General features: G+C 65.1%; 14 protein-coding genes and 2 pseudogenes. 10 read left to right on the forward strand and 6 right to left on the reverse strand.

The window, feature by feature from the left end; translation table 11 throughout:
- Window positions 1-64: 64 nt before the first annotated feature.
- On the reverse strand, window positions 65-1,465 hold the full coding sequence (locus RX329_RS40170; RefSeq protein WP_026233936.1) for a TAXI family TRAP transporter solute-binding subunit: 1,401 nt from the start codon (window positions 1,463-1,465) through the stop codon (window positions 65-67).
- 256 nt (window positions 1,466-1,721) lie between these two features.
- On the opposite strand from RX329_RS40170, the pseudogene RX329_RS40175 reads away from it, so the two are divergent.
- Both RX329_RS40175 and RX329_RS40180 read left to right on the forward strand, forming a co-directional pair.
- Window positions 1,722-2,875: pseudogene (locus tag RX329_RS40175) on the forward strand (acyl-CoA dehydrogenase family protein).
- A 206-nt stretch (window positions 2,876-3,081) separates the two neighbouring features.
- Window positions 3,082-3,822 (forward strand): hypothetical protein, encoded by a 741-nt coding sequence (locus tag RX329_RS40180; protein WP_085358552.1) that lies wholly within the window; start codon window positions 3,082-3,084, stop codon window positions 3,820-3,822.
- 53 nt (window positions 3,823-3,875) lie between these two features.
- On the opposite strand, the pseudogene RX329_RS40185 reads toward RX329_RS40180, so the two are convergent.
- Window positions 3,876-5,962, reverse strand: a pseudogene (locus tag RX329_RS40185) (putative bifunctional diguanylate cyclase/phosphodiesterase).
- 527 nt (window positions 5,963-6,489) lie between these two features.
- Between RX329_RS40185 and mepA the strand changes: the two are divergent.
- From mepA to modC, 4 genes are all read left to right on the forward strand, one after another.
- Window positions 6,490-7,434, forward strand: coding sequence for a penicillin-insensitive murein endopeptidase (gene mepA / locus RX329_RS40190; protein ID WP_085358626.1), 945 nt, complete (start codon window positions 6,490-6,492; stop codon window positions 7,432-7,434).
- Between the two features lie 220 nt (window positions 7,435-7,654).
- Window positions 7,655-8,437: a molybdate ABC transporter substrate-binding protein gene (gene modA / locus RX329_RS40195; RefSeq protein ID WP_085358550.1), complete on the forward strand. Its 783-nt coding sequence runs from the start codon at window positions 7,655-7,657 to the stop codon at window positions 8,435-8,437.
- A 28-nt stretch (window positions 8,438-8,465) separates the two neighbouring features.
- The gene (modB, locus tag RX329_RS40200; protein ID WP_085352010.1) at window positions 8,466-9,161 is read left to right on the forward strand and encodes a molybdate ABC transporter permease subunit; all 696 of its coding nucleotides are present in this window, start codon (window positions 8,466-8,468) and stop codon (window positions 9,159-9,161) included.
- 2 nt (window positions 9,162-9,163) lie between these two features.
- On the forward strand, window positions 9,164-9,826 hold the full coding sequence (gene modC, locus RX329_RS40205) for a molybdenum ABC transporter ATP-binding protein (protein WP_085352011.1): 663 nt from the start codon (window positions 9,164-9,166) through the stop codon (window positions 9,824-9,826).
- 258 nt (window positions 9,827-10,084) lie between these two features.
- Here the strand turns inward: modC and RX329_RS40210 are convergent, their stop codons facing one another.
- Together RX329_RS40210 and RX329_RS40215 are read right to left on the reverse strand one after the other, a co-directional pair.
- Window positions 10,085-10,345 carry a PepSY domain-containing protein gene (locus RX329_RS40210; RefSeq protein ID WP_018460075.1) on the reverse strand — a complete coding sequence of 87 codons (261 nt, stop codon included), beginning with the start codon at window positions 10,343-10,345 and terminating at the stop codon, window positions 10,085-10,087.
- Between the two features lie 337 nt (window positions 10,346-10,682).
- On the reverse strand, window positions 10,683-12,476 hold the full coding sequence (locus RX329_RS40215) for a potassium/proton antiporter (RefSeq protein WP_018460076.1): 1,794 nt from the start codon (window positions 12,474-12,476) through the stop codon (window positions 10,683-10,685).
- A 211-nt stretch (window positions 12,477-12,687) separates the two neighbouring features.
- Here RX329_RS40215 and RX329_RS40220 point away from each other — a divergent pair, with 211 nt between their 5' ends.
- The 3 genes from RX329_RS40220 to radC all read left to right on the forward strand — a co-directional run bounded on the left by RX329_RS40220 (window position 12,688) and on the right by radC (window position 15,759).
- On the forward strand, window positions 12,688-14,004 hold the full coding sequence (locus RX329_RS40220; protein WP_026233939.1) for a mechanosensitive ion channel family protein: 1,317 nt from the start codon (window positions 12,688-12,690) through the stop codon (window positions 14,002-14,004).
- Between the two features lie 121 nt (window positions 14,005-14,125).
- Window positions 14,126-14,944, forward strand: a complete 819-nt coding sequence (gene map / locus RX329_RS40225; RefSeq protein WP_018460078.1) for a type I methionyl aminopeptidase — start codon at window positions 14,126-14,128, stop codon at window positions 14,942-14,944.
- Window positions 14,945-15,045: 101 nt separating this feature from the next.
- Entirely contained in the window at window positions 15,046-15,759 is a 714-nt protein-coding gene (gene radC, locus RX329_RS40230) for a RadC family protein (protein ID WP_018460079.1), read from the forward strand.
- Here radC and RX329_RS40235 read toward each other — a convergent pair.
- Both RX329_RS40235 and RX329_RS40240 read right to left on the reverse strand, forming a co-directional pair.
- Window positions 15,756-16,076, reverse strand: a complete 321-nt coding sequence (locus RX329_RS40235) for a glycine zipper domain-containing protein (protein ID WP_026233940.1) — start codon at window positions 16,074-16,076, stop codon at window positions 15,756-15,758. The two genes, radC and RX329_RS40235, sit on opposite strands and share 4 nt — an antisense overlap.
- A gap of 163 nt (window positions 16,077-16,239) precedes the next feature.
- Complete coding sequence (locus RX329_RS40240) at window positions 16,240-16,614, reverse strand: hypothetical protein (RefSeq protein ID WP_018460081.1); 375 nt, start codon at window positions 16,612-16,614, stop codon at window positions 16,240-16,242.
- Window positions 16,615-16,866: 252 nt separating this feature from the next.
- On the opposite strand from RX329_RS40240, the gene RX329_RS40245 reads away from it, so the two are divergent.
- Window positions 16,867-18,261, forward strand: a complete 1,395-nt coding sequence (locus RX329_RS40245) for a peptidoglycan-binding protein (RefSeq protein ID WP_018460083.1) — start codon at window positions 16,867-16,869, stop codon at window positions 18,259-18,261.
- The last annotated feature ends 34 nt before the right edge of the window (window positions 18,262-18,295 follow it).

Consider the following 18,295-nt stretch of genomic DNA (forward strand, 5'->3'; position numbering starts at 1 on the left):
TCACACCAAGAATGGGCGACGAAACGCGCATGAACGCAACTCCCGGATACCAAAGCCGGTATCGCTACCGCCGCGCGGCGAGCACGTTCGAAGGAGGGGTTTGCAACGCTGCGCGCCTCTCGCTGAGGGCATGATCGAACAGTTCGAGCACCAGGCCGAAGGCTGCCAGCTCCTCTTCCTCGATGGCGCCGTCATCGTAGCAGCCAAGTGTTTCGACGATGATGGCGTCGACCTCCTGCTGCATGGCCAATAGCTCGTGGTCGAATTCCGCGGTGCGCACCTTGGAAACCAGCGCCAGAATTCTGTTGCGATGGCCAGTGTTCTCGTCGCGTTCATCCCGATTCAGATATTGTCGCAGCCAGGCGCCGGCCGAGCCAATGCCGGAGAGAAGCAGGAGCGCAAACCAGAAGTAGTCGCCATATCTGTCGAGGAAGGTGCGCTCGGTCCCGTCGATCACGGCCGCCGCTCCCCGATGAACCGGCAGCTCGGCTTCCTTCTCGGTGTCCGGCTTGGTGATTTGCGCAGCGCCAGGCACCTGCCTGGCAATCGCCTGCCGGAGGGCAAATTGCTGGCGGTAAAACGCTGACACTGTCGTTTCGGACAAGGCTTTCCGGGCGACGATCAAATGGCTGACACTGACGGTCTCCACCTTGTCATCGGGCCAGGCTGGATTCGCATTGAAAATGCTTGGCGGAATTTCCTCCGATTCATAACGCGGATGCTTCAGGGCGATGGCTTCCGATGCGTCGATCGCGAGAAATTTCGGCTCGCCACGCGCCCGGGCGGTCGCGGCGACGGCGTCGGCAGTTATCTTGCTGTCGAGCGGACCGACAGCCATGAAGGCGTCGAGGCTCGGGTCACGCGCCAGCTCCTCGAGCTGGCCAGTGCCGAATTGAGTGACCGTGACCTTGTCCGGCTCCACACCGGCGGCGCTCAGGATGACTCTCAGCAACGCGGCGTTCGCCGGGGTCGCGCCGATCACCCCCACCCTGCGCCCTGCGAGATCGGCGACCTCCTTGATTTTGGGCGCCGGCTTTCGCTTGGAGCCCTTGCCCGCCGGTCCCGAAGAAGACCACAGCACGACGAAGTTCTTGCGCAAGATGACGACTGTTTGCGCGTCGGCCGGCATTTCCAGATCGCCGCGACCGACCGCAAGGTCGGCCTTGCCGGCACCGAGCAGAGCGAGAGCTTCGGCCGCTCCGGCGGTCGCGATCGGAGACAACCTCACCGTCCTGCTTTCGTTGGCAAAGGCCTCGGTCATCGCTTCGATCACCTTGTGATCGTTGCTTCCCGGCGGTCCGACGGCAATCCGAAGCGTTATCGGCCGCAGCGCGTAATACAACGTGCCCGCAGCGGCACCGAAAACGAGAAATCCGATGGCTAAAATCAGCAATAGGGTCTTCGTCTGTCTCCGCCCTCTGCGGGCTGCGTCACTGCGTTTCATCGGAGCATCAGACGAGGACATTTGCCGCTGCCGGTTGGAGGCCAAAATCGCTGCCTGTTTCGGAACAGTATCATGCTCTTCTGGAAAACGATAATGTCGGAGCAGCCCCAATAGTTTCTTGGCCCGGCGTGAGCCTTTCGAGCTTGCGCGATCATCTCTGATTCCGCACTTCACGTGGCGATGGCCGGATTGACGCCACACCAACTTGATCCCCCTCGCCAAATAGATCACCATCGTGCGATTGACCGCTCACGGTAGAATGGGCGAGGAAACGCGCATGAACGCAACTTCCGGATTTGGCCCCGTCGAGCGGGCACGGACTATTGCGCCGCTGATCGCGCGCGAAGCCGACGAGATCGAGCGGACGCGGCGACTGACCGATCCCGTCGTCGGCGCGCTGATCGAGAACGGGCTCTATCGCGCGCTGCTGCCGCAGAGCCTTGGTGGCGCCGAAGCGCCGCCGGAAGCCTTCATGCAGATGCTGGAGGAGATCGCGAAAGCGGATGCCTCCACCGCCTGGTGCCTCGGCCAATGCACGGTCTGCGCCATGATCGCGGCCTCGCTCGACCACGACACCGCGCAGGAGATCTTCAACACGGCGCCGGGCATCCTCGCCTGGGGCGCGATCGCGCATGAGGCGCGGGCGGTCGAAGGCGGCTATCGCGTCACGGCGCGCTGGGATTTTGCCTCCGGCTCGCGGCAGGCGAGCTGGCTCGGCGCGCATGTCCGCATCGTCGGAGCCGACGGCGCGCCGCGGAAAAATGCCGACGGCTCGGCGGAGGTGCGCACCATCCTGTTTCCGGTCGCGAGCGGCGTGCTGCACGACGTCTGGCAGGCGATCGGGCTCGCCGGCACCGGCACCGATTCCTACGAGGTCGCCGACCTGTTCATCCCCGAGCGCTTCACCGCGTTTCGTGACGTGCCGTCCGCGCTACGCGAGCAGGGTCCTCTTTACAGGATCGGCACCGGCTCGACGTTCAGCCTCGGCTTTGCCGCGGTGTCGCTCGGCGTGGCGCGCGCCACGCTGGATGCCGCGATCGCGCTGGCGCGCGGCAAGCATCAGTCGCTGGCGGCAAGCGCCATGCGCGACAACCAGGCGGTCCAGGGCCTGATCGGCCGCACCGAGGGCGACCTGCGGGCCGCGCGCGCCTATCTCTATGCGACGGCAAGTGCGATGTGGCGCGATCTCTGTACGACCGGCGAATTCAGCGCGGCACATCGGGGCTCGGTTCGCCTCGCCGCGACCTGGACCATCCACCAATCGGCCAAAGTGGTCGACACCGCCTATCACATGGCCGGCGCGACCGCCGTATTCCGCAGCAATCGTTCGAGCGCCGCTTTCGCGACATGCACGCCATCGCTCAGCAGATCCAGGCGCGCGACACGCATTACGAGGATGTCGGTAAGATGATCCTTTCAGGGGACCGCTGACGTCGAGCAGTTACGAAAGTGCACGCACGCTGACCTATATTGAGTTGCCCTCCGGCGTCTTCGTCGCTGAACCTTCGTGAATTTTCTCCGACTAATTTCCATAGCTACAGGAACGACAGCTTTTCCGCTGTAACCGCGCCGACCACATGGAAGTGATGATTCCGAATTCTTCTTAGCGCGCTGGATTTGCACAAGAGAGGTCCGTTATGGGCCGAACAGCTGGCAGGAAAGTCAGTTGCCATGCCATTCAGGGGCGTTCGCCGGGATGGCACCATGGTGGCATTCTCATTATCGCCATCCTCTGCATCGCATGCACTTTCCTGTTTGCGAGCGAGGCCGTGGCTCAATGCTCGGCGCGAGACGTCCTGCGGAATCACCTGAAGCTCAAGCAAGCGCCGTCTGGGCCGCAAATCCCAATCAAATCCGCCGTCGATGTCCCTGCGTGGAAGACGATCAGGATCGGGACGTTTGCAAACTTCTTCGCCCTCAGTAACGCTTTGGATGCGGCAGGTTGTGGCATCGGAAACTCGGCCGGCGAAATTCTCGCGCGGCCGACGTTTACCGTGAGCGCCACGACAACGAGCGTAGAGCTTTTCACGGTGTCGGCAGCCGAACTGGGCTTTCGGACCGACACTGCGTTGCTGGCAGACATCTACGCGCGCGCCAAACAATTGGGTTTCGGCCTGGCGGCTGCAGAAGTCGGACCACAACTGAGGCTTCAATATTTCGACCAGCCGATCGGTGAGTTTCTCATCATCGGAATGGAGCCAATCAGGACCTGGCAGGGCGCCCCCGTCATCTTGAATGTAGCCAATGGCGGCGCGGGACTTATCCTCATCGGCCAGGATGGCAGCGCCGACGCACAGATCCCCGTGGCATCCCGTTTTGTATTCGTGCGGTCCCATGAAACCGCTCCTGCCGAGGCCGTAACACTTGTCGGCCACTGAATTTCCGGGTTTGTGCATCTCGAGACGCAAGACAACAGGTCAGCACCTTAACCCTAGGCCACCAGCGCGGCGTCCTCGCCTACGCCGTCGATGCCGCGCTGCGCGGCGAGCAGGCTGATGATCTGCGCATTCGGCCGGGCCTTGCTGAACAGAAAGCCCTGGCCTTCGTCGCAGCCCTCAGTGCGGAGGCAGCTCAGCTCGGCTTCGGTCTCGACGCCTTCGGCGGTGATGGTGACGCCGAGGCCTTTGCCGAGGCTGACGATCGAGCGAATGATCGCCTGTGCCTCGCGATTGGCGCCGAGATCGCGCACGAAGGACTGGTCGATCTTGATCTTGTCGAACGGGAAGCTGCGCAGATAGCTCAGGCTGGAATAGCCGGTGCCGAAATCGTCCATTGAGATGCGCACGCCGAGCGCGCGCAGCGCGTGCAGCGTCGCCAGCACCTGGGCGCTTTTCTCCAGCAGCAGCGTCTCCGTGATCTCGAGTTCGAGCCGCCGCGGCGGCAGGCCGGAATGCTTCAGCGCATCCGTCACCACCGAAAGCAGATTGCCGCTGCGGAACTGGAGCGGCGACAGGTTGACGGCGACGCGGACGTCGTCCGGCCAGGTCGCGGCATCGTGACAGGCCCGGCGCAGCATCAGGCCGCCGAGCGGATTGATCAGCCCGGTTTCTTCCGCGACCGGAATGAACTCGGCCGGCGAGACCATGCCGCGCTCGGCATGCGGCCAGCGCACCAGCGCCTCGAAGCCGGTGATGCGGCCGCTCTGGAGGTCGATCAGCGGCTGATAGTACGGCCGCAGCACGTCGTTCTGAATGGCGTCGCGCAGCTCGACCTCGATCTTGCGGCGGGTCTGCGCTTTCGCATCGAGCGCCGCCTCGAAGAACGCGAACGATCCGCGCGCATCCAGCTTGGCGCGCGACAGCGCCATGTCGGCGCTCTTGAGCAGCTTTTCGGAATCGTCGCCGTCGCCCGGCGCCATCGCGATGCCGATGGAGGCACCGACCACCACGGAATGGCCGTCGAGCAGATAGGGATCGGCGATGGCTTCGAGCAGGCGCTTGGCCAGCAGCACCGCATCCTCGGGACGCGTCAGGCCGCTCTGCACGATGGCGAACTCGTCCGAGTTCAGCCGCGCCAGCGCGTCGTTCTCGCGCAAGGTCGAACGCAGCCGCTTGGCGACGCCACGCAGCAGCTTGTCGCCGACCGCGTGTCCCAGCGTGTCGTTGACCGCCTTGAAATTGTCGAGCCCCAGCATCAGCAGGGCGACCTTGTCGGTGCTGCGCCTCGTATGCAGCAGCATCTCGTCGACCTGCTGGCGCAGCAGATTGCGGCTTGGCAGACCGGTCAGCCCGTCAGCTGGGCCATGAAGGCGAGCCGCGCCTCGGCGCGCTTGCGCTCGGTGATGTCCATCAGCGCGAGCAGCACCGCGGGCCGCTCGGCATAGATCAGTTCGCGCGAATAGATCGCAAGGTCGATCAGGGCGCCGTCGGCCCTGACGTGCTTCCAGGTGCGTCCGGCCTGCTCCTCGCCGGCCGCATCGGCGGTCCAGGGCGGCTCACTGTCGAAAGCCTGAAGGGAACGGATCGTGAGCCGCTCGAACTCGGCGCGGCTGTAGCCGTAATGGGCGATCGCGGCATCGTTGACGCCGAGGATGCGCTCGTCGTCGAGTGCGCAAACGATCATGGGGACGGGATTGCCGTCGAACAGCAGGCGGAACGAGGCCTCGCGCTGCTTCAACTCGGTGATGTCGACGCGCAGGCCGACGACGCCGCCGTCCTCGGTCAGCCGCTCGTCGATCAGGATGACGCGGCCGTCCGCCAGCTTCTGCTCGTGGCGCGTGCCGGGCTGATAGAGCTTTTGCAGCCGTTCGGCGATCCATTCTTCCTCGTGGCCGGCAGCCTCTGGATAGTCGCCCCGGGCGACGCCGATGCGCAGCGTGTCCTCGAGGCGCGCGCCTTCCTCGAACAGATCGGCGGTCTTGCTGTAGATTTCCGCGTATTGCTTGTTCCAGAGGACGTAGCGGCCCTCGGCGTCGAGAAACACGATGCCTTGCGGCAGGATCTCGATGGCCTGGCGCAGGCGCTCATGGGATTTGCGCGCTTCCGCGATCGCGGCCTCAGCCTCGGCACGGCTGCGCAGAACTTCGTCGCGTTCGGACGGAAGATGAGGGGGGCGCGCGCGGGTGCAGGCCGCCGAGCACGCTGCCCATTCGCTTTTTCGGCTTTCGAAACCCCAAACTCAACTTCACTCGTCCCAGTCGCACCCAGCCCCGCAACTCTTGGGGCAAGTGTCTGAAAAAAAGGTAATCCTGGGTGGCATGGCGATGGGACGCACGGTCTGGCAGTCTCGACAAAACAGCCCTCATTGCCCGTTTGCAAGGCGCGGCCGTGCCGATGGGCGCTCCAAGCGCATCGCATTGTCGTCATCGGAGAACGAGATGGCGCAAAATTGCGCGCCGCCTTGAATCATTTCCGGGATCGCGCGCGATTGCATGCAGAAGGGAGTGAGCACGCGTGCCGCGCACGAATTTTGGTCAGTGCATGAGAGGGTTATCGCGTCGTTAAAAACGGCCGGCCGACGCCGCGGAACTGCGACGTTTGAACGAAATTTCAGCGGAAGGACTGTTTCTTAACCCTGGCGCGGTGTTGGGCTATAAGAATGTCAACATGAGTCCCCGCCACCTCGCCCCTCTCCTGCTCGTCATGACGCTCCTGGCCGCCGGCGACGCGCTGGCCCAGGACAAGGGCAGCGTCAACCCAAAACCGCTGCCGCCGCTCGCCAATCCGAACGATCCCAGTATCGGCGCCAAGGAGCTGTTCGCGCGCAAGCTGCTGCCGTCGAAGGGACCGGCGCACGTCATCGGCTCCTATGTGAAGGGCTGCATCGGCGGCGCCGAGCAGATGCCGCTCAACGGCGACAATTGGCAGGTGATGCGGCTGTCGCGCAACCGCAGCTATGGTCACCCCGCGATGATCGCGCTGATCAAGCGGCTTGCGGCAAGAGCGCACAAGGACGCGGGATGGCCGGGCATCCTGGTCGGCGACATCGCCCAGCCGCGCGGCGGGCCGGCGCTGTCCGGCCATGCCAGCCACCAGATCGGCCTCGATGCCGACATCTGGCTGACGCCGATGCCCGACCATCGGCTCTCGCGCGAGGAGCGCGAGGACATGTCGGCGGTGATGATGGTGCGCCCGGACCGGCTCGACATCGATCCGAAGGTGTTCACGCCGGGCCATGTGCTGGTGCTGCGCGACGCGGCACAGGAGCCGGCGGTGCAGCGCATCTTCGTCAATGCCGCGATCAAGAAGGCGCTGTGCCGCGAGGCCAAGGGCGACCGTTCCTGGCTGTCGAAGATCCGGCCGTGGTGGGGCCACGACTATCACTTCCACATCCGCATGCACTGCCCGGCGGGCGCGAGCGACTGCGAGGGCCAGCCGTCGCAATCCGAGGACGAAGGCTGCAAGCCCTCCGATCTCGCCTATTGGTTCAGCGACGGCGTGCTGCACCCCAAACCCCCGCCGGAGCCGCCGAAGCCGAAACCGCCGATGACGCTGGCGCAGATGCCGGCGGCGTGCAAGGCCGTGCTGCACGCGGGCAATGCGAAGCCGTAAAACTCTCCGCCAGGATGACGAATTCCTGGTTGGCGCTATGCGAACCGTCGCCTTTGACCTGTTCCGCCACCCTGTTATGATGACCCAGCGATCGCTTGCCGGACCGTAAGTCCGTCGGGCTTGCCGGAACAGCGCTTCCGCCGGTCGCAGCCTCATTCAACCAACGCCGTCTTGCGCGCGCCGCCTTGCGTGCCCTGAGCGCGCGCATGGAGCGCTTCCGATGTTCCGCCTTTCCGTGATTTTTTCGGCCTTGTTCGTTCTGGTCGCGAGCCTTTCGCCTGTCGCCGCCGAGGACAAGACCATCACCGTGTTCGCGGCAGCCTCGATGAAGAACGCGCTCGATGAGGTCGACGCGGCCTACACCGCCAGGACCGGCGTCAAGTTCAGCGTCAGCTATGCCGCAAGCTCCGTGCTCGCCAGGCAGATCGAGCAGGGCGCGCCGGCCGATGTATTCGTCTCCGCCGACACCGACTGGATGGATTACGCGATCTCCAAGAAGACTATCAACGAGCCGACCCGGGTCAATCTGCTCGGCAACAGCATCGTGCTGATTGCGCCGAAGGATTCCAGCCTCGACAACGTCCCCATCGGGCAGGGGTTCGACCTCGCAAAACTCGCCGGCGACGGCAGGATCGCGACCGGCGACGTCAAGTCCGTGCCGGTTGGGAAATATGCCAAGGCGGCGCTGACGAGCCTGGGCGCCTGGCAGGCGGCGGAGCCGAAATTCGCGATGGCCGAGAGCGTGCGTGCCGCGCTGACGCTGGTCGCGCGCGGCGAGGCCAACCTGGGCATCGTCTATTCCACCGATGCCAAGGTCGAGCCCGGCGTGAAGATCGTCGGCACCTTCCCGGCGGATTCGCATCCCGCGATCATCTATCCCGTCGCTGCGACGACGACGGCAAAGGGCGAGACCAGCGACTATCTCGCCTTCCTGCGCTCGACCGCCGCCAAGACCATTCTCGAAAAATACGGTTTCAAGTTCCTGATCAGCCCGACAACTTAACCTCTGCCACCTAGCTTCCGCGATTTTGATGCTCGACATCTCTCCCGCCGAATGGACGGCGATCCTGCTCTCGCTCAGGGTTGCCGTGATCGCGACGCTGGTGGCAACGCCGTTCGGCATTGCGCTGGCATGGCTGCTCGCGCGGCGTGATTTCTGGGGCAAGTCGGTGCTCGATGCGCTGGTGCATCTGCCGCTGGTGCTGCCGCCGGTCGTCACGGGTTATCTGCTGCTGCTCACTTTCGGCCGCCGCGGACTCGTCGGCGCTTTCCTGGCGGACCATCTCGGCATCGTATTCGCCTTCCGCTGGACCGGTGCCGCGCTTGCCTGCGGCCTGATGGCGTTTCCGCTGCTGGTGCGCCCGATGCGGTTGTCGATCGAGGCGATCGACCGCCGGCTCGAGCAGGCCTCCGAGACCCTCGGCGCCACTCCTTTCAAAGTGTTCTTCACGGTGACGCTGCCCTTGGCGCTGCCCGGCGTGCTCGCCGGCATGGTGCTTGGCTTTGCCAAGGCGATCGGCGAGTTCGGCGCGACCATCACCTTCGTCTCCAACATTCCCGGAGAGACCCAGACGATTTCGTCCGCGATCTATTCGCTGATCCAGATCCCGGACGGCGACGCCGCCGCGGGACGGCTCGTGATCGTCTCGATCGTGCTGGCGCTCGGCGCGCTGATCGCGGCCGAATGGTTCGCCCGCCGCGCCACCGCGCGCCTGCACGGGAATTGACCATGCTGCGCGTCGACATCGAAAAGCAGCTCGGCGAGTTCTCGCTGTCCGCGTCCTTCGCGAGCGAAGGCCGCGTCATCGGACTGTTCGGAGCGTCGGGCGCCGGCAAGACCTCGCTGGTCAACATGATCGCGGGGCTGCTGCGGCCCGACCGCGGCACCATCGTGATCGACGGCGAGACGGTCGACGACAGCGCGGCCGGCATTCATGTGCCGACCTGGCGCCGCCGCATCGGCTATGTGTTCCAGGATGCGCGGCTGTTTCCGCATCTCAACGTCGCGCAAAATCTCGACTATGGCAGGCGGATGAACCGCCTCGCGCCCGATCCGGCGCAGCACAAGCGCGTCATCGAGCTGCTCGACATCGGCGCGCTGCAGGGTCGCCGCCCCGGAAAGCTCTCCGGCGGCGAGCGCCAGCGCGTCGCGCTCGGTCGCGCGCTGCTGTCGCGGCCGCGCCTGCTGCTGCTCGACGAGCCGCTCGGCGCGCTCGACGAGGGCCGCAAGCTGGAGATCCTGCCCTATCTGGTGCGGCTGCGCGATGAGGCCAACGTCCCCATGGTCTATGTCAGCCACGACGTCGCCGAGCTGCGCCAGCTCGCGACGCAGATCGTGATGCTGAAGCAGGGCCGCGTGACGTCGTTCGGCGGGGTGAAGGTGCTGACGTGAGGGGTCCGTTGAGCAGGCAACGGATGAGGCAAGCCGCCGGCCCACCCTCCGCCGTCGTCCTGGCGAAAGCCAGGACCCATACCGCGTGATCTATCAGCGGCAGGTGGTGTGCGTACCAGCGAAGAAAACGTAACTGCCGGTGTTCGCAAAACTACTCCCCGGGGTAATGGATCGTACCGCGAGCGGCGATCGCACGGCATTGGATGGTGGCGGTGCCGGCCGAGTGATCCTCGCCGACACCGCTACCGAGACCCGCCACTACCAGCCGCGATCGACGTTGCGCACCTCACCCGTTCGCGCGTCCACATCGACCTCCATCCAGCGGCCGGCGCGATCACGGCCTTCGATCTGCCATTCGTCGCCGAGGAACTCGGTGTGCGAGACGGTCATGACGCCGATGTCGGTGGCGACGTCGAGCGCGACCTGCATCGAGATCTGATCGCCGGTGTCATAGGCCATCGCGGGCGCGGCCGATCCGAGCCCGATCGCGACGATGGCCGGCAAGATGAGCTTTCGCATGGATTACTCCTGTCGGATGCGTTTACGCCGCTAAGAACGAGCGGCATCGCGGAGCGTTCCGGGAGCAGCGGTCACGAAGACGCGCAAATCTTCGGCGGTTGCGGCGATTTGGGGGCGGTTCCAGCGTTGTCGCCATCGCTCTCCGCCGTCGTCCGGCGAAAGCCAGGACCCATTACCCCAGAGAGGAGAGTGGGTGGGCCAGATCGTCACCACCAGCCTTCGCAAAACAGCTGACGGTGGGTATGGGTCCTGGCGCCTGTGCGCAATTGCGCACTAGGCCAGGACGACGAAGAAGCAGACGTGCGCTTCATCAATGACCGCCAACGCGGATGTGGCGTTAAACCCCAGCCACCGAGCTCCACAGATCCGCCAGCTTGCGCCGCAGGACCTGCCTGCGCGTCAGCGGCGCGGGCGTTTCCTCGTCTTCCGGCAGGCGCAGGCCGACGACGTTGACTCGGCCACCGGAGATGGAGCGCGCCACGAGCACGATCGGATCCAGCACGAGCTCCGCGCCCTCTTTCGGCGCGCGGTCGAGATGGACGTCGAAATAATCAGCGAGCGTGTGCCCGCGCTCGTCCTCGCCGACCTCCACGCCGTAGATCTCCGCGAGCTCGGCGAGCGTGTGCTCGCCGGAGACCATGAAGTCGCCCAGCAGATGCGGGTCCGGCGCTGAGCTCGGCTGCATGTCGACGAAGAAGCGGTCAAGCGATTCGGCCTTTTCCGGCGGCGCCAGCAGATAGATGTAATCGCCGGGCGCGATCGGCTCGGCTTCCGCCGGCGTCAAAATGTTCTCCTTGCGGATCACCAGCGTCGGCTTCGACCAGGACGGGATCAGGCCGCGGCGAAAATACAGGCTCTTGGACCGCACCGGATAGCCGACGAGCTGCTGCTCGAGCTGGCCGGGCAAGTCCAATTCGACACGGCGCGGGCCGCGTTCGGCGCGCGGCAGCGCCACGTGCAGCTTGCGCGCGGCCGGCCCCAGGGTCCAGCCTTGCAGGAGGAGCGAGATGATGACGACGACGAAGGCGACGTCGAAATAGAGATAGGCCTTCGACAGCCCGACCAGCATCGGGATCGAGGCCAGGAAGATCGCGACCGCGCCGCGCAGGCCGGTCCAGGCGATGAAGATCTTTTCGCGCCAGTTGAAGCGGAACGGCGCCAGGCAGACGAACACGGCGATCGGCCGCGCCAGCAGCATCAGGACGAATGCGATCCCGACCGCCGGCAGCACGCTGCCGCCGAGCCGGCTCGGCGAGACCAGCAGGCCGAGCAGGACGAACATCACGATCTGCGCCAGCCAGGTCGCGGCGTCCAGGAAGGCCACCACCGAATTATGCGCGCGGGTCGGGCGGTTGCCGATGATGATCCCGGCGAGATAGACCGCGAGGAAGCCTGAGGCATGCATGATCTGCGAGCCGCCGAAGATGACGAGCGCGGCGGTGGTGACAAACGGCGCATGGAGGCCCTGCGGCAGCGCGACCTTGTTGAGCGCGATGACGACCAGACGCCCGCCGATCACCCCGACGACGGCGCCCAGCACGGCCTCCTGGGCGAACTCCATCAGCACATGCGCGGCCGTGCCTGTTCCCAGCGAGATGTACTCGACCAGCATCAGGGTCAGGAAGATCGCGAAGGGATCGTTGGTGCCGGATTCCACCTCCAGCGTCGCGCCGACGCGCGGGCGCAGGCGCAGGCCCTGGGTATGCACCAGCAGGAACACTGCGGCCGCGTCAGTCGAGGCCACCACGGCGCCGACCAGCAGCGACTCCGTCCAGTTGAGGTCGAGCGCATATTTCGCGAACGGCGCCGTGATCAGCGAGGTCAGCAGCACGCCGACGGTCGCGAGCACCATGGAAGGCGCGAGCACGGTGCGGATGCTGGCAAAGCGGGTCCGCAAGCCGCCGTCGAACAGAATCAGGGCGAGCGCGACCGAGCCGACCAGATAGGTGGTTCGGACGTCGTCGAACTGCAGCTGTCCGGGACCGGAATCGCCCGCGAGCATGCCGATCGCGAGGAAGACGAGCAGAAGGGGCGCGCCGAAGCGCAGCGCAAGCAGGCTTGACAGGATCCCGGCCAACACCAGGACGGCACCGAGCAATATGGCGAGGCTGACACTGTCGAGGGAAGCCATCCACCTTCCGGGTACGAAATCGCTGGAATTGCATCCTTATCGTCGGCGGACTCCCACGCCAACCCATTTTCTCCCGCTCGCGGCAATCTGCCCGCATTTTGCGGCCTTAACGCACTTCACTTGGCGGTGTATCGGTGGTCCGGCCGCGCCCTTTGTGGGATTCTCCGGCGCGCTCGAATCAACGCCTCCCGCCCGCTCCCCGACGAGACCGATAGACATGGACCTCAAAGACTTCATGGAGTTCGTGCAGACCACCGCGCGCAGCGTCGGGGCGGAAATCTCCTCGCCCTGGTTCTACCTGCAATTCGGGCTCATTCTGGCCGCGGCCGGCATCGCCTATGCCGCGGAAGCCGCCGTTCGCAGCCGCGTCGACATGACCTCGCTGGCGATGCGCTGGCCGCTGCCGCTCCGGCACTTCGTCCGGGTGATGGTCTCCAGCGCCTCGACGGCGGTTTTCACCCTGCTCGTGATCGTCTCCCGCGTGGTCATGTACCACGCGACCTGGCCGAGCCGCAGCTATCTCCTGATGGTCGCCGCCAAGCTGGGGCTGGCCTGGCTCGCGATCCGGCTCTTGACCTCGGTGCTGCGCAACGCCTTCATCGTCAAGCTGGTGTCGATCACGGCCTGGTTCGTCGCGGCGCTCTCGATCCTCGGCCAGCTCGATGCGACGGTCGACCTGCTCGACTCTTTCGCCATCGTGCTCGGCGGCCTGCGGCTGACGCCGTTGCTCGTGATCAAGGCGGGTGCGCTGCTGCTCATCGCGCTCTGGCTCACCAACATCGCCAGCAATTTCGCCGAGAGCCGGATCAACTCGACCACAGATCTGACGCCATCGGTGCAGGTGCTGCTGGTCAAGATCATCCGCATCGGCCTGCTTGCGGTCGCGATCGTGATCGCGCTCGGCACGGTCGGCATCGATCTCTCGGCGCTCGCGGTGTTCTCCGGCGCGGTCGGCGTTGGCATCGGTATCGGCCTGCAGAAGATCGTCGCCAATTTCATCTCGGGGATCATCCTGCTCGCCGACAAATCGGTGAAGCCCGGTGATCTCGTCACCATCGGCGACAACACCGGGCGGATCAGCGCGATGAAGACGCGCTATATTTCCGTCGCCGCCGGCGATGGCCGCGAATTCCTGGTGCCGAACGAGGATCTGGTGACGCAGAAGGTCGTCAACTGGACCTACACCGACAAGAACACGCTGGTGAAGATCGCCTTCGGCACCAATTACGACGCCGACCCGCGGCTGGTCTGCAAGCTCGCCGCCGAGACCGCGGCCGCTCACCCGCGCGCGCAGAAGGGCAAGCCGCCGAATTCCATCCTGACCGAGTTCGCCGAAGCCGGGATGAAGTTCTCGCTCACCTTCTGGATTGCCGACCCCGACGGCATGGACAACGTCAAGAGCGACGTGATGCTGGCGCTGTGGGACGCCTTCAAGCGCGAAGGCATCCGGGTTCCCTACCCGGTTCGCGAAATCCGCGTCCGCGGCGGCGCCCTGCCGGTGGAAACCATCATGGAAGTCCCGAATTAGGCCCGCTTTCAGGCGCAAGGCAGGGCAGGCCTGACTTGCATGAAGGCGCGCAATCATTAAATTGGGCGCGAAATCAAGCCTTTCCGCCGATATCGAGCCCACCCCAGAAGATTGCGCCCGCATGAGCTACGTCGAAGCTACCGATACCTCGCTCCGCAAGACCGGGCAGATCAAGCTGCATGGACCAAGCGCCTTTGCCGGCATGCGCAAGGCGGGAGCGCTGGTGGCGAAGTGCCTCGACGAGCTCACCGACATCGTCGGGCCCGGCGTTCCGACCGACCGCATCGACCAGTTCGTCCGCGACTTCGCGTTCAGCAACAATGCCTATCCGGCGACGCTGATGTATCGCGGCTACCGCTATTCAACCTGCACCTCGCTCAACCACGTGGTCTGCCACGGCATGCCCGGCGACCGTCCGCTGAAAGAGGGCGACATCGTCAACATCGACGTCACCTTCATCGTCGACGGCTGGTACGGTGATTCCAGCCGGATGTATGCAGTCGGCCCGATCGCACGCAAGGCGGAGCGGCTGATCGAGGTGACCTATGAGGCCATGATGCGCGGCATCGCCGCGGTGAAGCCCGGCGCCACCACCGGCGACATCGGCCACGCCATCCAGAGTTTCGTCGAGCCGCAAGCCATGAGCGTGGTGCGCGATTTCTGCGGCCATGGCCTCGGGCGCATGTTCCACGACGAGCCGAACATCATCCATATCGGCCGGCCCGGCGAGGGCGTGCAGCTCAAGCCCGGCATGTTCTTCACAATCGAGCCGATGATCAATCTCGGCAAGCCGCATGTGAAGATCCTCTCCGACGGCTGGACCGCCGTGACTCGCGACCGCTCGCTATCGGCGCAGTTCGAGCATTCGGTAGGCGTCACCGCCACCGGCGTCGAGATTTTCACGCTGTCGGAGCGGCACGGCGAGAAGCAGATCGGGTGATCCCGGCGGCTGACGTTCGCATTCGCCGGCTGGCGTGAAACGGATTTGCCGCCGCAATTGACGGTTGCAAAAACGGTTATCCGCGGCAATGCTGGCGGCCGATGCCCGCCAAGACCGACCACGACAAGAGCAAGCCCGAAGAAGCGCCGCACTATCTCGGCCATCGCGAACGGCTGCGCGAGCGCTTCTACAGCGCGGGTGCGGACGCGCTCAGCGACTACGAGCTGCTGGAGATGGCACTGTTTTCGGCGCTGCCGCGGCGTGACACCAAGCCGCTGGCGAAGTCGCTGATCAAAATTTTTGGCTCGTTCGCCGAGGTCGTGCACGCGCCGGTGGCGCGCCTGCGCGAGGTAGACGGTGTCGGCGAGTCCGCGATCCACCAGCTCAAGCTGCTCGCGGCGGCGGCGCATCGCGTCGCCAAGGGCGGGGTCAACAGCCGCAACGCGCTGTCGTCCTGGAACGAAGTGATCGACTATTGCCGCACCAGCATGGCGTTCGCCGACAAAGAGCAGTTTCGCCTGCTGTTCCTCGACAAGCGCAACCAGCTCATCGCCGACGAGGTGCAGCAGACCGGCACCGTCGATCACACCCCGGTCTATCCGCGAGAGGTGATCAAGCGCGCGCTGGAATTGTCCGCGACCGCGCTGATCCTGGTGCACAACCACCCCTCAGGCGATCCCTCGCCCTCGCAGGCCGACATCCAGATGACCAAGGCGATCATCGACATCGCAAAACCGCTCGGCATCGCCGTGCACGACCACATCATCGTCGGCAAGAGCGGGCATGCGAGTTTGCGCGGGATGCGGCTGATCTAGTAGCAATATCGCGGATCGACCGGGACATAGGAGCCGTCCCGGCGCTGCGCGTAGCAGCCGCGCTGATAGGCGTAATAGCCGGAGCGGCGGCGTTCGCCCTCGGAGGCGATCGCAGCGCCCGTGCCGGCACCGACGACGGCGCCGATGGCGGCGCCGCGGCCTCCGCCGATGGCGCCACCCACGATCGCTCCACCGACGCCACCGAGGATGGCACCGCCAATGGCGTCCTGCGCCGCCGCCTCATGAGCCGGCATCGCGATCACGACCGCCAGACATGCCGCGATAGCGAAACTTCCAATGCGAAGACCTCGAAGCATGCTCGCCCTCCCCTGTGGTCAGACGAGTCATAGCGCCGCAGCCGGATTCGGACCAGAAAAATCACCATTTCGGGACCCGGCGCGTCACGCTATGGCGTCGGAGGCTCGGATCGAAGGCGGCTCAGACCATGGCGCATGCGCAGCACGGGCCGGCCGCTTCATCTCATGCATCGACCCAGCGCTGCACGGCCTCGGCGGTGTCGGCTGGCGTGGTGTTGAAGCAGATCGCGGCGTCGGGCGCCAGGCGGTGGACGAGGTTGAGCACCTTCTCGAACAGCAGCAGACGCTCCCGAGGCTCGCGCAGCCCCGCGCCGATCACGATGCAGTCGAAATTCTCCTCGCGCAACGCTACCGTGACGGCGGCTTCCGCCGCGGCATCGAGATCGATCAGGCAACTCGTGACCTCGTAACCGAGATCGCGCAGGCGCAGCAGCTGCGCATCGATATAGTTGCGCACGAGCTCCGGCGTGAGCTGCGGGAATGCGCTGTAGTCCGCGTTGCCGGGTTCGATGCCGATCGCGAGGACGCGCGTGGTCATGTTGAACTCCCTGGCCAGACTGCCTCGCGTCGCTAACGGGCAGCGGCCCTGCCGGTTCCGTCGCGGACCGCCGCCCTGATCCCGGTCCTGCCGCTCATTTTCCCGGCGAGGTTGTAACCCACTTCACACGCGGCGCCCCGGCGGCCTGCCAGACTTGCAGGAGATCACGCTGGCCTCACGCCCTGATCACGGCACCTGGTTCATTTCGACTGACGCGCAGTTGCGAAAACTCATTCATTGCGGGAGCGGAAAATGATTTCATTCGAGAGTCTGAAAAGCGAATACGAGCGTAATTGGGCCAATCTCGAGATCCGGCCTTCGCGCCTCTCCGACGCGAACGCGATCGCGCGCAAAGCCATCAACGGCAAGGCGACCTATCAGCAGATCGAGCGGTTGACCGGCGTGCCCTGGTATTTCGCTGCCCTCTGCCACTACCGCGAATCCAATTTCGATTTCGACACCTATCTCGGCAACGGGGAAACGCTCCATCGCGCGACGACGCTCGTTCCGAAAGGACGCGGTCCGTTTGCCACGTTCGTGGACGGCGCCGTGGACGCCTTCAGAATCGAGAATTTTGTCGGCGCTCACGACTGGGGGATCGCGCGGATTCTGTTCCGGCTCGAAGCGTTCAACGGCTTCGGCTATCACGCCAAGGGCTGCAACTCGCCCTATCTCTATGGCGGTTCGACGCTGTATGGCCCGCCCGAGGCAAGGGCCGGAAAATTCGTCCGCGATCATGTGTTCGATTCGAACCACGTCGATTCCCAGCTCGGCACCGCGGTGATCCTGCATGCGATGATGTCGCTGGATTCCTCGATCACCCTCGACGGCAGCCCGCAATTCGCAAGCCGCGCCGAGCCGGAGGACGACGCGGCGTCGACGATCGTCCTCATGCAGCAGGCGCTCAACAAGCTCGGCGCCAATCCGCCGCTCGCGGAGGACGGCATCAGCGGGCCGAAGACCAGGGCCGCGGTCTCGCAGTTTCAGCAGCAGAACGGCCTGAGAGATACCGGACTTCTCGACGGCGCCACCGTCGGCGCCCTCACGCGCGCGGCGCAGTCGGGCCCCACCGGACCGACCGGCGATGTCTCCCGGATCATGAAGCGGCTGGAGGACCTCGCGCAATTGCTGCGGCCGCCGGTCGGCGGTGTGACGCCGGCAACGACGACATCGGGCAATACGCTGCCCGCCACCAATGATCCGATCAGCCTGTTCGAACGGCTCTTTTCCCTCGTCAACAAGTCAGCACCCATGCCAGGACCAGTCACCCTCACCCCAACCAGCCCCGCTCCCGTCGACCAGTTGAAGCAGGTCGTCGACCTGCTCGGCACCTTGCTCAACCGGGACGGCAAGCCCGTCCTCGGCCAGGTCAATGGCGCGCTCGGCGAGACCATCGGCAAGATGCTCGACGGCAAGAAGACTGCGCTCGGCATCGGCGGCTCGCTGATCACGGCGCTGCTGTCGTCGGTGACGGCGAGCCCCAATGCGGGAGGCCTTGCCGGGTTGCTCGGGACGCTCGTGTCGGCGGTGCCGGGCCTCGGCCAGTTCGCGATGCCGATCTCGCTGGCGCTCACAGCCTGGGGCGTGCTCGGCAAGATGGAGAAGTGGGCCCAAGGCACAGCGCCGCCGCCCAAGCCGACGACGTAGCCTGCCACCATCCTTCGAGACGCCCGCCTATGGC

The organism is Bradyrhizobium sp. BWC-3-1 (assembly GCF_032917965.1).
Classification (GTDB): Bacteria; Pseudomonadota; Alphaproteobacteria; order Rhizobiales; family Xanthobacteraceae; genus Bradyrhizobium; species Bradyrhizobium canariense_D.